Annotated in this window: 11 protein-coding genes; 8 read left to right on the top strand and 3 right to left on the bottom strand. The window is 70.9% G+C overall.

What is annotated here, in order from left to right; translation table 11 throughout:
- The first annotated feature begins 119 nt into the window (after nt 1-119).
- Genes EDD32_RS01625 through EDD32_RS01615 form a run of 3 tightly spaced genes read left to right on the top strand, consistent with a single transcriptional unit; the run spans nt 120 to nt 3522 of the window.
- Complete coding sequence (locus tag EDD32_RS01625; RefSeq protein ID WP_123914037.1) at nt 120-953, top strand: ABC transporter permease; 834 nt, start codon at nt 120-122, stop codon at nt 951-953.
- Complete coding sequence (locus EDD32_RS01620) at nt 950-2161, top strand: ABC transporter ATP-binding protein (RefSeq protein ID WP_123914035.1); 1212 nt, start codon at nt 950-952, stop codon at nt 2159-2161. The genes EDD32_RS01625 and EDD32_RS01620 overlap by 4 nt, the downstream gene beginning before the upstream one ends.
- A complete protein-coding gene (locus EDD32_RS01615) occupies nt 2158-3522 on the top strand; it encodes a glycosyltransferase family 4 protein (RefSeq protein ID WP_123914033.1) in 1365 nt (454 codons plus the stop codon). Before EDD32_RS01620 ends, EDD32_RS01615 begins: the two co-directional genes overlap by 4 nt.
- Nucleotides 3523-3608: 86 nt before the next feature.
- Here the strand turns inward: EDD32_RS01615 and EDD32_RS01610 are convergent, their stop codons facing one another.
- Both EDD32_RS01610 and EDD32_RS01605 read right to left on the bottom strand, forming a co-directional pair.
- Complete coding sequence (locus tag EDD32_RS01610; RefSeq protein ID WP_123914031.1) at nt 3609-5093, bottom strand: glycosyltransferase family 2 protein; 1485 nt, start codon at nt 5091-5093, stop codon at nt 3609-3611.
- Nucleotides 5090-5488, bottom strand: a complete 399-nt coding sequence (locus EDD32_RS01605) for a hypothetical protein (protein ID WP_123914029.1) — start codon at nt 5486-5488, stop codon at nt 5090-5092. Before EDD32_RS01605 ends, EDD32_RS01610 begins: the two co-directional genes overlap by 4 nt.
- Before the next feature lie 59 nt (nt 5489-5547).
- Between EDD32_RS01605 and EDD32_RS01600 the strand changes: the two genes are divergently transcribed.
- Nucleotides 5548-8163 (top strand): glycosyltransferase, encoded by a 2616-nt coding sequence (locus EDD32_RS01600; RefSeq protein WP_123914027.1) that lies wholly within the window; start codon nt 5548-5550, stop codon nt 8161-8163.
- Nucleotides 8160-10958, top strand: coding sequence for a hypothetical protein (locus EDD32_RS01595; protein ID WP_123914025.1), 2799 nt, complete (start codon nt 8160-8162; stop codon nt 10956-10958). The genes EDD32_RS01600 and EDD32_RS01595 overlap by 4 nt, the downstream gene beginning before the upstream one ends.
- Here the strand turns inward: EDD32_RS01595 and EDD32_RS01590 are convergent.
- On the bottom strand, nt 10955-12349 hold the full coding sequence (locus EDD32_RS01590) for a hypothetical protein (RefSeq protein ID WP_123914023.1): 1395 nt from the start codon (nt 12347-12349) through the stop codon (nt 10955-10957). The two genes, EDD32_RS01595 and EDD32_RS01590, sit on opposite strands and share 4 nt — an antisense overlap.
- A 218-nt stretch (nt 12350-12567) precedes the next feature.
- Here EDD32_RS01590 and EDD32_RS01585 point away from each other — a divergent pair, with 218 nt between their 5' ends.
- From EDD32_RS01585 to EDD32_RS01575, 3 genes are read left to right on the top strand one after another with little or no spacing between them, the layout of a single operon-like run.
- Nucleotides 12568-13671 carry a glycosyltransferase family 2 protein gene (locus EDD32_RS01585; protein WP_123914021.1) on the top strand — a complete coding sequence of 368 codons (1104 nt, stop codon included), beginning with the start codon at nt 12568-12570 and terminating at the stop codon, nt 13669-13671.
- The gene (locus EDD32_RS01580) at nt 13668-14801 is read left to right on the top strand and encodes a glycosyltransferase (protein WP_246005922.1); all 1134 of its coding nucleotides are present in this window, start codon (nt 13668-13670) and stop codon (nt 14799-14801) included. Before EDD32_RS01585 ends, EDD32_RS01580 begins: the two co-directional genes overlap by 4 nt.
- A complete protein-coding gene (locus EDD32_RS01575) occupies nt 14798-15754 on the top strand; it encodes a lysylphosphatidylglycerol synthase domain-containing protein (protein WP_123914019.1) in 957 nt (318 codons plus the stop codon). Before EDD32_RS01580 ends, EDD32_RS01575 begins: the two co-directional genes overlap by 4 nt.
- Nucleotides 15755-15766 lie beyond the last annotated feature (12 nt).

The following is a 15766-nucleotide window of genomic DNA, read 5'->3' as shown; positions in this document are numbered from 1 at the left end:
CGTGCGGTCCGTCTCACACCAGGCCGTTCGGGGGCTGAGGGTACGTTGCCCGTAGGCTTGCGGCGCCCCATGGGCGTGAAACCGCCCGCACCACCAGGCACCTGCTGAGAGGGAGAACGTTGAGCATCGTCTCCGACCTGCGCGGCTCACGAGAGCTGCTGCTCAACCTCACCCGTCGCGAGATCAAAGGGAAGTACAAACGGACGGCCCTCGGCCAACTGTGGTCCTTGGCCAACCCGTTGGCCGCGATGGCGATCTACACCGTTGTCTTCGCCTTCATCATCCGGATCCAGCCCGCGCCCGGTGACCCCAGCGGTCTGGACATCTTTGCCATCTGGCTCCTTTGCGCCCTGCTCCCGTGGACGTTCTTCACCTCGGTGGTCAACGGCGGCATGGGTGCTCTGGTCGGCAACGAGAACCTCATCAAGAAGGTCCACTTCCCGCGGATCTCCCTCCTGGTGTCGAACGCGCTGTCCTGGATGTTTAGCTGGTCCATCGAGATGGGCGTCCTTCTGGTGGCGCTCCTGGTGGTCGGCGCGAACCCGCTGCCCTGGCTCCCGCTGGTTCTTGTCTTCATGGTGCTGCTCTCGCTGTTCGCGACCGGCGTCTCGATGATGCTCGCGATCGCCAACGTGTACTTCCGTGACACCCAGCACTTCGTCGGCATCTTGTTTCAGGTCTGGTTCTACCTCACGCCGATCGTCTACCCGGTCTCGCTCGTCGCCGAGCAGTCCGCGAAGGTAGGACCGATCGTCGGTGGGCTGGAGGTGCTCGACCTCTACCTCCTGAACCCGATCGGCGAGTTTGCCGAGGTGTTCCGCAATCTGCTCTACGACAACCGCTGGCCGGACCCCTCGGCCGCCCTGACCACCGTCGTGTGGAGCCTGGGCGCATTTTTCCTCGGCTACTGGGTGTTCAAGCGTCACGAGAAGGGATTGGCCGAGGCTCTATGAACGCAGCCGTCGAAGTCAGCGACGTGTCCAAGAAGTTCCGGATCTACCATGAGCGCAACCAGACGCTCAAGAGCGCCATCATGCGGGGGCGTCGCTCGGTGCACGAGGACTTCTGGGCGCTCAAGGACGTCTCCTTCGACATCCCGGAAGCGTCGACGTTCGCCCTGGTCGGCGACAACGGCTCAGGGAAGTCGACGCTCCTGAAGTGCATGGCCCAGATCCTCTACCCGTCGTCCGGCTCGATCACCGCCAACGGACGTATTGCGGCGCTGCTCGAGGTCGGGTCGGGGTTCCATCCCGAGCTCTCGGGTCGCGACAACGTCTACCTCAACGCCTCCATCCTGGGCATGAGCCGGCCGGAGATCGACCGCAAGTTCGATGAGATCGTCGACTTCTCCGGCGTCGAGGAGTTCATCGACCAGCCGGTGAAGAACTACTCGTCGGGGATGTACGTGCGACTCGGGTTCTCCGTGGCCATCAACGTCGATCCCGAGATCCTCCTGGTCGACGAGGTGCTCGCCGTCGGCGACGCCGCCTTCCAGACGAAGTGCGGGGAGAAGTTCGCGGAGTTCCGGCGCGAGGGGCGAACCGTGGTGGTCGTCTCCCACTCGATGCCACAGCTGCGCAACATGTCCGACCAGGCTGCCTGGCTCGAGCACGGACAACTCAAGGAGGTTGGGTCCGCCAACGTCGTGCTGGAGAAGTACCTCGACTCGACCAGGTCCGACATCAGGGTAAGTGAGGACGGTCGGGTCCGGTGGGGCTCCGGAGAGGCGATGGTCGAACGGGTCGAGGTACTCGACGGCAACGGCGCACCGTTCCCCGACGTTGTGCCGACCGGGTCCACGGTCGTGCTCCGTCTCCACTACGACGCGCGGCAGCGGATCGACGACCCGGTCTTCGGGTTCGCGATGGAGGCCCAGGACGGGACCTACATGTGGGGGAACAACACCCGTGACCTCGGTTTCCCGATCGACCGCATCGAGGGCCGTGGGGTGATCGACCTGACCATTCCCGCCATCCCGCTCGCGATCGGCGGCTTCGTCGTCCACGGCTCGGTGGTCGACTCGACGACGGAGCACGTCTTCGACTACGTCAGGGACGCGGCGCGGATCTACATCGGTCGCGGCGTGCCCTTCGAGTCGGGCGGGTACATCACGATGGGTGGGACCTGGAGCTTCCCGACCGCCGGGTCGGTGCGCGCGTGACCCGGGTCCTCGTGGTCACGCTCGACACGCTGGCCGAACGGATGGCCGGCCCGGCCATCCGGGCATGGGAAATCTCCGCCGCGCTCGCCGCCGAGCACCCCGTCCGGCTCGTCACCTTCGGGGCGTGCTCCCGGCCAGGCGAGGGGTTCGCGACCCGGCACGTCAGCGTAGAGGACTTCCGCGCCGAGGTCGACGGTGCGGACGTCGTCATCATCCAGGGTTTCGTCGCGCAGACGTTTCCCTGGCTGCAGACCTGCCCGCAGCACATCGTCGTCGACCTCTACGACCCGTTCCACCTGGAGTCGCTCGAGGTGGAGCGCTACCGACCGACACCCGAGCGGCACGCCTCGCTCGCCAACGCGCTCCGCGAACTGCACGCCCAGGCGGCCCGCGGCGACCTCTTCCTGTGCGCCTCCGAGAAGCAGCGTGACCTCTGGCTCGGCCACCTCGCAGCGGCCGGCCGGATCAACCCCGAGACCTACGACGCAGACCCGTCCCTGGAGAACCTGGTCACCGTCGTCCCATTCGGCACCGCCCCGACGCCCCCCGTCCGCCAGGCCCGGGCCATCAAGGAGGTCACCCCCGGGATCGGCGCCGCCGACAAGGTCGTCTTGTGGGGCGGAGGCATCTACAACTGGTTCGACCCGGTCACGGTCGTTCGTGCGATCGACGACGTCCGCCGCCGCGTGCCCGAGGTGCGGCTGTACTTCCTCGGGATGAAGCATCCCAACCCCGATGTCCCCGAGATGGCGATGGCCACCCGCACCCGGGAGGTGTCGGACTCGTTGGGCCTGACGGGCACGCACGTCTTCTTCAACGAGGACTGGGTGGAGTACTCGCGCCGCGCCGATTACCTCCTCGATGCCGACATCGGGGTCAGCACCCACTTCCAGCACATCGAGACGGCGTTCAGCTTCCGTACCCGCATCCTCGACTACCTGTGGGCGCGCCTGCCCATCGTGTGCTCCGAGGGCGACACGTTCGGTGCGCTCGTCGAGCAGGAGGGGCTCGGCGCGGCCGTGCCTTCCGAGGACCCGAAGCGGCTCGCGGACGAGCTGGTGAGGCTTCTTGAGGACGACGAGCGGCGTACCGAGGTCCGAGCGAACGTCGCGCGGGTCGCCGCGCGGTACACATGGCCAGTCGTGCTCGCGCCACTCCTCGAGTACTGCCGGGAGCCCTACCGTGCCGCCGACGCCGGACGTCCCGACCGTGCCCCGTTGCCGGTCGACTTCGCGTCGCTGCCCCTGACCGTGCGCATCCGACTCGATGCCAGGGCGGTGATGAGCCATCTCAGGTCCGGTGGACCCCGTGCAGTCATGGAGAAGTTCCGGTGGCGGCTGGCGAAGCGGCGCTCGCGCTGAACGGGGCGCTCATCCTCGCTCGGGCGATCGCCTGACGCACGACCGGGTCCGGGCTGCGGGGGCGCCTCCACCCCTGATGGTCGCTCCTAGACGATGCCGCGTACGTTGACGTGCGGGTCCGCGAGCGTCCACGGCCTCCACCACGCGAGCGCCTCGAGCTCGAAGTCGCGGACCTCGGCGTGCCGCGTGCTCGACTCGTAGTGGTGCAGACGCGCGTACGGGGTGCACACCACCCGGTGGCCGGTGGCGACGAGCTTGAGGCAGAAGTCCACGTCGTTGAAGTTCAGCGGTAGGTCCTCGGTGAACCCCCCGACCGTCTCGTACAGGCTCCTGCGGACGAGGAGACACGCACCGGTGACGGCCAGGTAGTCGAGGTCGACCACCTTGGACCCGAAGTGGCCCGCGTCCGCGTCCGACTCGAAGATGTGGACGTGGAGCGGGCGGCCGTCGTTCGCGAAGACGATGCCGGCATGCTGGATCCGGCCGTCCTCGAAGAGGAGCTTCGCACCGACTGCACCGACGTCCGGGTCCTGGGCGACGGCGACCATCCGGTCGAGCCAGCGGGGCTCGATCACCTCGGTGTCGTCGTTCAGCGCCAGCACGAAGTCGCCCCGGGCGGCGGCGGCACCGCTGTTGACCGACCGGGAGAAGTTGAAGGGGCCGGACACGGGGACGACTGCCGCCAGGCGGTCGCCGAGCAGAGCCGTCGACTCCCGGATGGTCTCGGCAGGCGTGCCGTCGCTGACCACGAGCACGACCTCCCACCGCGGGTAGCTGGTGCGTTCGAGTAGGGCACGCAGGGCGTTGGTGACCAGGACGACATCCTCGCCGCGAACCTTCCTGCGTCCTCCGGCGGTCGGGATGACGAGGGTGACGAGCGGCGGGTCGGGCACGTCGCGCCACACCCTCAGGAAGCCCTGGTCGCCGGACCGGACGACCTCCACGGTCGCGGGGACATCGAGGCGGCGGAACCGCGCGGCAACGGCGTCCCGGCCGCTCTCGAGGAGACTCGCGAGCTCTGGCGGCCGGTGCCGGGACACACCGAGCACCGGTACGTGGACGACGTCGTCCGTGAGCTCCGTGACGCGGAGCAGGGTGTCCCACTCGAACGCCGGTCCGTGCTCGTGACGCCAGGCGCCCGCGTCGAGCAGGACGTCCCGGCGGAAGAAGGTCAGGCGTCCCGGGTACGGGAGGGCCTCGAGGTAGCGAGGCATCCAGTCGGGCTTGGTGAAGATGCCTGCGGCGCCCTGCGCCGGCCACTGCTCGTCTGTGTAGAGCAGACCGGGCCGCCGGTCACCGACGCCTTCCAGCACGGCCGACAGCGCTCCCGGCTCGAGACGGTCGCCGGCCTCCACGAGGGCGACGTACGCCGCGGTCGTGGTCGTCGCAGCGTGGGTCAGCGCGGCAGCCCCCAAAGGCGACGGATCGGCCGGGACCTCCACCGTGAGGACCTCCCAGGAACCCTCCCCCTGAGCGACGAACGACGCCAGGGTGGCCTCGAGCAGGCGGCCGTCGGTGTCTCCCGACGGTGATGTCGGGACCGCCACGACGAGACAGAGGGCCGGACTCATGCAGAGCCCCGCCGGCGAACGAGGAGCGTGCGCGGGGCGCGGACCACCGTCGCGAGCGCGTCGCCGGCTCGCCACCGGCGCGAACCGACGATCTCCGTCACGGTGGCCCGGCACTCCTGGGCCTCTGTCCTGGCTGCGGAGACCTCGGTGAGCAGCTCCTCGATCCGCGCGTCCCGCTCGGCTAGAGCCGCGGACTGCTCGGCGACCATCTCGCGCCGGATGTCCAGCGCGGTCCGCGCCTGGAGCAGCGCGGCGCTCAGCGACGCGCACCGGGCCCGCAGGCCGTCGAGCTCGACGGCGGCGGCCGTGGTCGCCAGGGAGTCGTGCAGTGCGCGGTCGCCCTGGACCAGGGTACGCATCCAGAAGACGGCGTCGTCGGTCTCGTCGTTCCGCATGGTCCCTAACGTAGAGCACCGCACGGGCGTAGCCCGCCCCGGCACCTAGCATGTGAGCCATGCGCGTCGTCCAGGTCTCGGCCCACTTTCCTCCGAACTTCGTCAGCGGGGGAACGCTGGTGCCGCAGCGCATCGCGCGAGCCGTCGCGGCAGCGGGACACGAGAGCCTCGTATACGCCGGTTATCTCGACGAGGAACGCAGGCCGCTCGAGACGTGGACCACGACGGACGGCGACGTGGACGTCCGGTGGATCGTCACGACGCCGTGGACGGCGTGGAACGACCCGCTCAACTATCTCAACCCCGAGGTCGCCGAGGACTTCGCTCGTTGGCTCGAGGACGTACGGCCGGACGTCGTGCACTTCCACTCCCTCCAGACCCTAGGCGGGTCGCTGGTGACCGCGGCCCGGGACGCCGGCGCCAAGGTGGTGGTGACGATGCACGACTTCTGGTGGTTCTGCGCGCGCCAGTTCCTCGTCAGCGCCGAGCTCCAGCCGTGCTCCCTCGTTGTGAGCTGCGGCACCTGCGCCTGTGCGGCGGGGCGTGTCCACCTCGAGGTCCGGGACGCCGTCCTCGCCGAGCACCTCGCCGCCGCGGACATGGTGCTCGCGCCCTCGGCGAGCGCAGCGCGTGTCCTGGCGGCCAACGGCGTCCCGCTGGATCGGGTCAGGGTGGACGAGAACGGCGTGCCCGGCGACCCGGGGACGACGACCGGTGCTGCCGGTGCCTCTTACCGGTCGGTCGCCGCGGGTGCGACGGATCCCAAGTCCACGACGGGCGCCGGTGAGCCGCTTCGCCTGATGTACGCAGGGGGCGCCGAACCTCTCAAGGGTGTGGACGTCCTTGCCGAGGCGACCCGACAGCTCAGGGACGTCGCAGGGTGGCAGCTCGACATGTATGGCGTGGCCGCGAGCCCGCCCCGCGACCTGCCGACCTCCGTCCGGACGCTCGAGCCCTTCGAGCCGGAGCAGCTGGCGTCGGTGATGGCCGCTCACGATGTCCTCGTCCTACCCTCGGTGGCCCGCGAGTCCCACTCGATCCTCACCCGCGAGGCGCTCACGGCCGGACTGGCCGTGGTGTGCTCGGACACCCTCGGCCCAGAGGAGGCGGTCGACCACGGGCGCAACGGTCTGGTGGTACCAGCCGCGGATCCCGAGGCGCTGGCCGCCGCGCTGCGAGGGCTCATCGAACAGCCCGACCTCGCGCGCGCCATGAAGGGCCAGGGGTCCGTCACACGCGTCCGGACGACGGCCGAGCAGGCGGAAGGTCTCGTTGCGCTCTACCGGGAGCTCACCACCGTCGAGGCGGAGCGCCGCCCGGAGGAGGGTGAGGAGATCGACCGCGAGGCTGCGCTGCAGCTGATGCGCAAGGTGCTCTTCGTCGTCGGCATCCAAGGGGCCCCGTTGCGGTACCGGGCGCACCTGCCCGCCGAGGCCCTCCGGATGATCGGGCTCGACGTCGAGGTCCGGCACTACCGTGACCCGGCGCTGCCGCACCTCGTCCAGGAGGTGGACGCGCTGGTTCTCTACCGCGTCCCGGCGACCGTCCAGGTGCTGAGCCTCGTCGACTCCGTCCGCGGGCGGGAGCGACGGATCCCGGTGCTCTACGACGTCGACGACCTGATCTTCGACCCGTCGCTGAAGGACCAGGTGCACGGTCTGGCCAACCTTCCCGAGAACGAGGTTGCGCTGTGGTGGCGCGGCGTGGCGCGCTATCGCACGACCATGGAGACCGCCGACATGTTCGTCGGCTCCACCGCCGAGCTGTGCCGGCACGCGACCGCCGTGACTGGGCTGCCCGCCCGCCGCTTCGCGAACGGCGTGGGACTGCTCCTGGCACAGGTCAGCGACCAGGAGGTGACCAGGGCGCGTGCCCCGGGCCCCCTGCGCATCGGCTACTTCTCCGGGACCACCACGCACGATGCGGACTGGGCGGCGGTGGAGCCGGCGGTGCTGCAGGTGATGGAGGATCACCCCGAGGTCGAGCTCTGGCTCGGCGGTCACGTCGTACCGACGTCGGCGCTCGAGCCGGTTGCCTCCCGCATCCGCCGGCTGCCGTTCGTCCCGTGGCACCAGCTCCCCGCTCTGCTGCGCGACGTCGACGTCTGTCTCGCTCCGCTGACGGGGGACAGCCAATTCAACGAGGCGAAGTCCGCGATCAAGTGGCTCGAGGCCGCTCTGGTCGAGACACCCGTCGTCGCCTCCTCCACAGAGCCCTTCCGTGAGGCGGTCGAGCACGGCCGGACCGGCTTTCTCGCGACGTCGTCGCAGGAGTGGGCGGCCGCAGTCGGCGAGCTGCTCGACGACGTCGCCCTGCGGCGACGCGTCGGCACCCAGGCTCGGCGTGACGCGCTGCTGCGCTGGTCGCCGCACCTGCAGGGGGAGGTGTACCTCGAGAATCTGCTCGCGGCGGCGGAGCAGGTGAGGCTCCGCGGGCCACGCGTTCCCACGGACTGGGAGGCGGTGGCTGACGACGAGCCGTTCTCGGCGGCGGACAGCGTCGTGGACGCCTACGCGCTCCCCACCGGCAGGCGGCTCGTGCCGGCCTCGGTGGTGGGGCACCCGTTCGTGCGCAAGCTCGCGTCGGCCCGCCGGGTCTACCGGGCCGACGGTCTGCGCGGGGTGTCGGACAGGACGATGCAGGCGGTGCGACGAGGCGTGGACCGCGTCCGGTGACGGAGCGGCTCCGGCTCCGAGCCGCACGGGCGCCGGCTCTCCTCACGGCCTGGGCCGCACCCGTCCTGCTCGTCGCGGTCCTCCTCGGTCCCGCCCTGCTCGGTCTGCGTCTCTTCGCCGCCGGGGACCTCATCGACCTCCGGGCCCCCTGGGCCGAGAACAGCACGGTCGAGCAGGTCCAGAACACGTGCGTCTCGGACACGATCGACTCGACGCTCCCGCAGCAGATCACCTTCCGTGAGCGGCTCGCCGAGGGCGACCTCGTCCCGCTCTGGAACAACAAGGCCTCCGCCGGTGCGATCCTCGGTGCCGCACCGATGCAAGGTGTGACATCACCGCTGTTCGGCCTCAGTCTCTTGGCGACTGACACCTCCTTCACCGCGTGGATCAAGCTGTTGGAGGTCGCGGCCGCGGTCGGCGGGACGGTGCTGTGGGGCCGCCGCATCGGCCTGTCGACGGCGGCAGGCGTGCTCGCCGGGTTCATGTTCTCGACCAGCGCTTTCATGGTGATGTGGACGAACTGGCCCCAGACACGCACGGCCGCGTTCTTCCCCCTCCTGTTCTGGGCGATCGAGCGCATCGTGCAGGACCGGACCATCCGTGCCGCGCTACCCCTCCCACTGGTCCTGGCAGCCCTCGTCCTGGGCGGCTTCCCGGCGATCGTCGTGCACGCCGCATATCTCGCCGCCGCGTACGGAGTCCTTCGCCTGGTGCTGGCGAACCGGCGGTCGGCGCCCTCCGGCACGTCGGCGTGGCGCCGCTGGGGCCGTGCCCCAACGCTGGCGGTCGGGGGAGGCCTGGTCGGCGTGGCGCTCGTGGGGTTCCAGATCGTGCCGTGGGCCCGACAGCTCGCCGGCACGGACCTGAGTCACCGTGCGGACCTGTGGTCGCGGACCTTCGCGCCCCGCGAGGTCCTGACCACGGTCTACCCGACGGCGCTGGGGACCTGCCGGAGCGGGGACGGCAGGTGGGGCTCGGTCATCCCCGTGGAGGGCATCTCCTTCGTGGGTGCGGCCGCCCTCGTCCTGTGCCTGGCAGCCCTCACGCTGCCACGGGCTTCCCATCGCCTGGACGGCCTGCGGGGCTTCTTCCTCGTGGGTGGGCTGCTCACCCTGGGCGCCACCTTCGTCGGGGGGCCACTCAACTATGTCCTGCAGTCCCTGCCGCTGATGGGCAACTCGGGCCTGCACCGGATGCGCGCCGTCGGCGGGCTGATGCTCGTCATGCTCGCCGCGGCCGGGTTCGACGCCGTCGCGCGTTCCGCCGGACTGCGCCGCCCGGTCGCCTGGGTGGGTGTGATCGCCGGTCCGACCCTCCTCGCCGCCGCCGCCGTGGCCTCGTTCGTGCTCGCACCCGGACCGGGAGAGCAGTCCCAGATCGCCCCCGGGGTGATCCTCGGCCTGATCAGTGGGACGTCGACGGCGGTGATCTGGGCACTGGTGATGGCGGGACGCGTCGACTCGCGACCTCGCGTGGCCCTCGCAGCCGTGCCGCTGCTCGTCGCCGTCGAGGGGATAGTCTTCGCCGGGGCGTTCTGGCCCCGGGTCGACCCCGGGCAGCTGTACCGGCCGACCGCCACCGATGCGTTCCTCGAGGCGGAGCTGGGGAGTGAACGCCTGGTCGGGGTCCACAGCGCCTACTGGGGCGGCGCCGGCCAGGTCAACGGTCTGCGGTCGCTCTCCGGGCATGCGTTCGTCCCGCCGTCCTGGCGCGACCTCCTGCTCGAGGCGGACCCCGCGATGTTCGCCTCGTCGCCCACCTACCACTCCCTGAGCTCGCTTACTGCCCTCGAGAGCTCCGTCCTGGACCGGCTGTCGGTGCGTTTCGGTGTCGCCGACACCACCGTCGTCCCCAAGGCCGACTTCCATGGGGACGGGGAGCAGGACGACACACGGGTGGTCACCCTCCAGACGAGCCCGGGCGCCCGGACGGTCGAGGCGGGAACGCCCCTACGCGGAGCGGTCGTCGAGCTGGCCGCACCGCTGGGTGACGTCGCGGAGTCCGCCGACCCGGCGCGGCTCGTGGTCGAGGTCGTCGGCCACGACGGCACGGTGCTCGCGACCGGCGAGAGGCGGGTGCGCGATGGCGAGAAGGGGGCGGTGACCGTTGCGGTGGCGGGGGAGTCGCTGGCCTCGACGACCTCCGCCTACGAGGTCCGGGTCAGCGCCGTCGGAGGCGAGGACGTCGAGGTCCTCGCTGCGGGAGGGGCGCCCGCGCAGTCCGGCACCGCCTGGGTGGGGGTGATGGTCGCGCCCGAGGACTCCCTGACGCTGGTGGAGACCGACGAGGCGCAGGTCTACGAACGCTCGACCGCCATGCCGCGCTTCCGGTGGGCGTCAGGCGGCCGGGCGTGCGGGTCCGCGCAGACCTGTGCCGCGCTCATGTCCAGCACGCCGCCGGACGTCGTGCTGCTGGCACCGCAGGACAACGCCCGCGCCGCGTTCTCCGGGGCGAGGGCGGTCGTCCGCGTCCTGGAGGACCTGGACGACCGTCAGCGCGTGGCAGTCTCTGCCGAGGGTGCCGGCATGCTCGTGGTCGCAGACGGTTTCCAGGACGACTGGGTCGCCACGGTGGACGGGACGCACGAGCCGATCGTGCGGGCCGACCACGCGATGCGGGGTGTCGCTGTGCCGGCGGGGGACCACGTGGTCGAACTCACCTACCGCCCGGCCGGGTGGGGGGCCGGGCCCTGGGTGTCGGGCGGCGCCGCCGGGGCGCTGGTCGTGGTCTGGTGGTGGGTGGCGCGCCGTGGGCGCCCCCCGCGCATTCTTGAGGCCCCACCGGGGCGAGATTAGATCAGCCCCGTGAACCCGAGGAGCACGACGAGGTACGTCCCCGCGGCGACGACCGCGGTCGCGATCTGGAAACGGCGGCTCTGGGCGACGAGGAGGATCGCGGCGACGGTCATCGGCAGGAGGGTCACCGCGTAACGCGAGCTGACGCGGGGGAAGTATTCGCCTCCGCGGAAGAGCTCCTGGCCCTGGACGAGGATGGGGACGGCGAGCGCGCCGAGCAGCGCAGCCCATCCCAGCATCCGCTCGGGTCTGCCGCGGTCGTAGAAGGCGACGTTGACGAAGGGTGAGGCCGTGAGCAGGAGTGCGAGAAGGGCGACGACGGCGCCGAGCACCAGGCTGTTGAGGGCGGGTTGGAGGTAGAAGTCCCTGACGAGACCGAAAGCGCTGGTCAGTGTCGGAGCCCACTCGTCGAAGGGCAGGCCGGTGATCTCGGCCGTGTTGACGCCGCTGATGGGGTTGACCCAACCCGGCTCGCCGCGGCCTGCCTGCAGGGCCGACCAGCCCCCGGCGACCAGTGCGACCCCGACCACCGGTCCCACCGCGACGGCGAGCCGCCGCGCGGCATCCGCGAAGCGTCGTTCACGCAAAGCGGGCACGGCGGTCAGCGCGACGACGCCGACGGCGACGAGGATCGCCACGGTGCTCATCAGCTTCACCGAGGCTGCCAGGACGGCCACGGTTGTGGGAAGCACCCACCCCGTGCGGTGGTGGAGGAACGCCCGGGTGAGGATCCAGAGCGCCGCCACGCCGATGAGGGCGGCCGGTGCATCGTTGTTCACCGTCGAGGAGGCGTGCGCGATGCTCGGCACGCCCATGACCACAGCGGCACCAGAGGCGGACATCCATCGCCGGACGTGCCACTGGCGCAGGACGAGGTACATGGCCACGACCGCCGTCGCGAGCCAGAGCGCCCCGGTGAGACGGGCGCCCGTGGTGAAGGTCACCCCGAGTGGCAGGTTCTCGATCGCGGTGGCGAGGACCGCGGTCACGGCGTAGTAACCGGGCGGGTGCCAGAAGTTGTAGTTCTCGCCGCGGCCCGGGTACGCCTCGGGGCCCACGACGTCGTTCGTGGCGTCCGCACAGCTCGGCAAGGCGTCCTCGAGGTTGTCCTGCCCGCGGCAGGCCCACTCGTCGAGGACGTAGTCGGAGAGCTCGGAGCCCGCGTACGGCAGCTCGCCCTGGGCGATCTTCCAGGCGTAGTCGAGATGGGTGTGCTCGTCGACGCCGGAGATCGTCGGGCCGTTGACGACCCCCGCCACGGTAAGGCCCACGGCCATGACAACCAGGAGGAGGGACCACAATAGATCTGGCAGCCACGCCGGCCGACCGCCCGGCAGGGCCGCTTCCGCCGGCCGCCGGTCCGCGGCCGTCTCCGCCTCGGTCCCTGCCATACGCCCCTCCCGTCCGACCCGACGGTCGATCCGTCAGCCCTCAGGCCGACGACCGAGGGGCGGGCGCAGCGGCTGAGGGACCGCGCACGAGGCCGACCCTTCCCGGGACGACGGCAGGGTTACGCTACCCTGTCAGCGCAGTGGCGATGCGCGCCTGCCGCGGCGCCACCGTCACACGACCGCGGATCACCCGGTCAGGAACGTCGTCCGAGGGAAGCATGAAGCTCTTCGTCCAGGTGCCCTGTCTCAACGAGGAGGAGACCCTCCCGTCGGTCCTCGAGACGATCCCGCGCGAGATCCCCGGGATCGACGCGGTCGAGATCCTCATCATCGACGACGGCTCCACCGACCGCACGGTCGAGGTCGCCCGCGCCCACGGCGTCACGCACTTCGTCCAGCACGCCCGGAACATGGGCCTGGCGCGATCCTTCCGCGACGGCGTGGACTACGCGCTCGCGCACGGCGCGGACATCGTCGTCAACACCGACGGCGACAACCAGTACCCGCAGGCGCGGATCACCGACCTCGTCCAGCCCATCGTGAGGGGTGAGGCCGACATCGTCATCGCCGACCGGCAGACCGCGAAGATCACGCACTTCTCGCCGTTCAAGAAGGCGATGCAGAAGATCGGCTCCGAGGTGGTCAACGTCGCCGCGGGTACGGACCTGCCCGACGCCGCGAGCGGCTTCCGTGCCTACTCCAAGGCCTCGCTCATCCGGCTCAACGTCGTCACCCAGTTCAGCTATTGCATGGAGACGATCATCCAGGCCGGCAACAAGCGCCTGCGAATCGCCTCGGTGCCGGTGACGACAAACGCCAAGACTCGCGAGTCCCGGCTCTTCAAGAACATCTGGCAGCACATGTTCAAGTCAGGGACCGCCATCAGCCGCTCCTACCTCATGTTCAAGCCGCACATCGTCCTCGGGGGCCTGGGCACCATCATGCTCGTCGCGGCGCTCGTCCCGTTCGTACGGTTCCTGATCCTGCTGCTGATGGGAGACGCCGGCGGGCACGTCCAGTCCCTCATCTTCGGCACCGCGATGCTCGTCGGCGCCCTGCTCAGCTACGCGCTGCTCGTGATCGCCGACCTCCAGCGCACCAACCGGGTCCTGCTCGAGGAGTCCCTCGAACGGCTCAAGGAGATGCAGTACCGGCCGCCGGCCGAGGTCCTCCTCACCACCGATGTCAGGCCCGGCGCTGGGTTCCGGGACGGCACGACCGCGCTCGCCGCGCCCGCGGACGCCGCCCCGGGGGCGCGGCCCGCCACCGCCGCGACGGCGGAGACGGTCGGCTCCGGTGGGACGGCGGTCCCGCGACGGTGAGGGTGCTGGGTTTCGGCACCTACGACACCCAGCGTCACCCCCGTGTCGGGGTGCTCCTCGACGGGATGCGGGCCCTCGGTCTGGACGTCACCGAGCTCGTGCACCCGTTGGGACTGACGACCGCCGAGCGCGTCCGCATCCTCCAGCAGCCCTGGCGCGTGCCGTCGCTGGTCGTCCGGCTGGTCACGAGGTGGGCCCGGCTCGTCGCCGGGGCGGCCGGGCAGCGCCCGGAGGTCGTGCTCGTGGGGTACATGGGGCACTTCGACGTGCTCCTCGCACGGGGCGTCTTCCCCCGCTCCACGATCGTACTCGACCACCTCGTCTTCGCGGCCGGGACGGCGACCGACCGGGGGACGAGGCCCGGGTTGCGCACGTGGCTCCTGAGCCTGCTCGACCGCGCAGCGATCGCCGCGGCCGACGTGATCGTCGTCGACACCGAGGAGCACGGCGAGCTCGTCCCCGACCGCCGCCGCAAGGACACCGTGGTCGCGCCCGTGGGTGCGCCGTTGGAGTGGTTCGCCGCCGGTGCAGCCGCCCGGACGGGTTTGACGGGCCGAGACGGCACGAGCCCTCTGACGGTCGTCTTCTACGGCCTTTTCACCCCGCTCCAGGGGACGCCGGTCATCGGTCGCGCCCTGCGCCTCCTGCACGAGCGCGGTGTGGCCGTGCGGACGACCCTGGTCGGGGACGGTCAGGACGCGGCGGAGGTCCGCGCGGAGCTCGAGGGCTTCAGCGAGGTGCACTGGCGCGCGTGGGTCGGCCCGGACGAGCTGCCCGCGCTGGTCGCCGAGCACGACGTCTGCCTCGGGGTCTTCGGCGACGAGGGCAAGGCCCTGCGCGTGGTCCCCAACAAGGTCTACCAGGGCGCCGCGGCCGGTGCGGCGATCGTCACGTCCGACACCGCCCCCCAGCGCCGGGTCCTGGACGGGTGCGCGGTCCTCGTGACGCCGGGGGACCCGGCGGCGCTCGCCGACGCCCTCGCGGACCTCGCCGGCGACGCGGAGGCCCTGGCAGCCTGGCGCTCCCGAGCCGCCGGGCTGGCGGGTCGGGCGTTCACCCCTGCGGCGGTCGCAGCGCCCGTCGTGGACGCGCTGAGGACCCGCCCGAACCGACGTGCGGGTGCGCGATGATGGCGCGCGTCGTGGCCGTCCTGCGCTCGCCGTGGGTCAGGCGCGGGTTTGTCGTCCTAGCGCTTGCGGCCGCCGTGTGGGCAGTGGCGGTGCAGTGGACGGAGGTCCGCGAGGCCGCTGTCAGGCTGGGCGTCGGCACCCTCGTCGTCGCTCTGCTCGTCGGCCTGGTCTTCGTCGTGCTGACCATGCTGTCATGGCGGGCCGTCCTGACCGACATGGGGTCGCGCCTGCCCGTGCGGTCGGCCGCCTCGCTCTTCTTCGTATCCCAGGTGGCGAAGTACCTGCCGGGCGGAGTATGGAACATCCTCGCCGCGGCCGAGATGGGCGCCGACCACGCCATTCCCCGGCGGCGGTCGATCTCGGTCATGGCGGTCTCGCTGCTCGTCTCGGTCGTGACCGGTAGCGCGCTTGCGCTCGCGGCCATCGCTATCGCCCCGGGCGAGGGGGCCGCCACATACGGCTGGATCGGATGGACGTTCCCCGTCTTCCTCTTGCTGCTCGCCCCGCCGGTCCTCAACCAGGTGCTGTCGCTGGCGCTGCGGGCGGTCCGCCGCCCGCCCCTCGAGAAGCCCGTCAGTGCGTCCGGCGTCGCGATGTCGGCCGGGTGGTCCTTGCTTTCCTGGCTCACCGCCGGTGCCCTCGTCAGCCTCCTGGCGGTCCCGCTCGGCATGGAGCCCGGTCTTGCCACGTACGCGATCGCGGCGGGCGGCTATGCCCTCGCCTGGACCGTGGGCTTCCTCGTCCTGGTCGTCCCGGCCGGCGTGGGCGTCCGCGAGGCCGTGCTCGCGGCGGTGCTCGCCACCCAGCTCACCACCGGGGCCGTGGTCCTGGTTGTCCTGCTCAGCCGTGTGCTACTCACGGCCGCTGATCTGATCCTCGGCGCCGTCGGGCTCCTCCTGGCACGGCGCGGCGTCGTGAACACGGAGGAGACGGGGAGCACCGCTCAGCCGTAGCAGGGCCTCCGC

This window comes from Georgenia muralis (genome assembly GCF_003814705.1).
Classification (GTDB): Bacteria; Actinomycetota; Actinomycetes; order Actinomycetales; family Actinomycetaceae; genus Georgenia; species Georgenia muralis.
This window is presented reverse-complemented; position numbering and strand designations above follow the sequence as displayed.

What these genes read in the sequence shown, in the direction of transcription:
- EDD32_RS01620 (WP_123914035.1), top strand. Translation starts at nt 950, where the DNA reads ATGAACGCAGCCGTCGAAGTCAGCGACGTGTCCAAGAAGTTCCGGATC.
- EDD32_RS01590 (WP_123914023.1), bottom strand. Translation starts at nt 12,349, where the DNA reads ATGGCAGGGACCGAGGCGGAGACGGCCGCGGACCGGCGGCCGGCGGAA.
- EDD32_RS01575 (WP_123914019.1), top strand. Translation starts at nt 14,798, where the DNA reads ATGATGGCGCGCGTCGTGGCCGTCCTGCGCTCGCCGTGGGTCAGGCGC.
- EDD32_RS01610 (WP_123914031.1), bottom strand. Translation starts at nt 5,093, where the DNA reads ATGAGTCCGGCCCTCTGTCTCGTCGTGGCGGTCCCGACATCACCGTCG.
- EDD32_RS01600 (WP_123914027.1), top strand. Translation starts at nt 5,548, where the DNA reads ATGCGCGTCGTCCAGGTCTCGGCCCACTTTCCTCCGAACTTCGTCAGC.
- EDD32_RS01585 (WP_123914021.1), top strand. Translation starts at nt 12,568, where the DNA reads ATGAAGCTCTTCGTCCAGGTGCCCTGTCTCAACGAGGAGGAGACCCTC.
- EDD32_RS01605 (WP_123914029.1), bottom strand. Translation starts at nt 5,488, where the DNA reads ATGCGGAACGACGAGACCGACGACGCCGTCTTCTGGATGCGTACCCTG.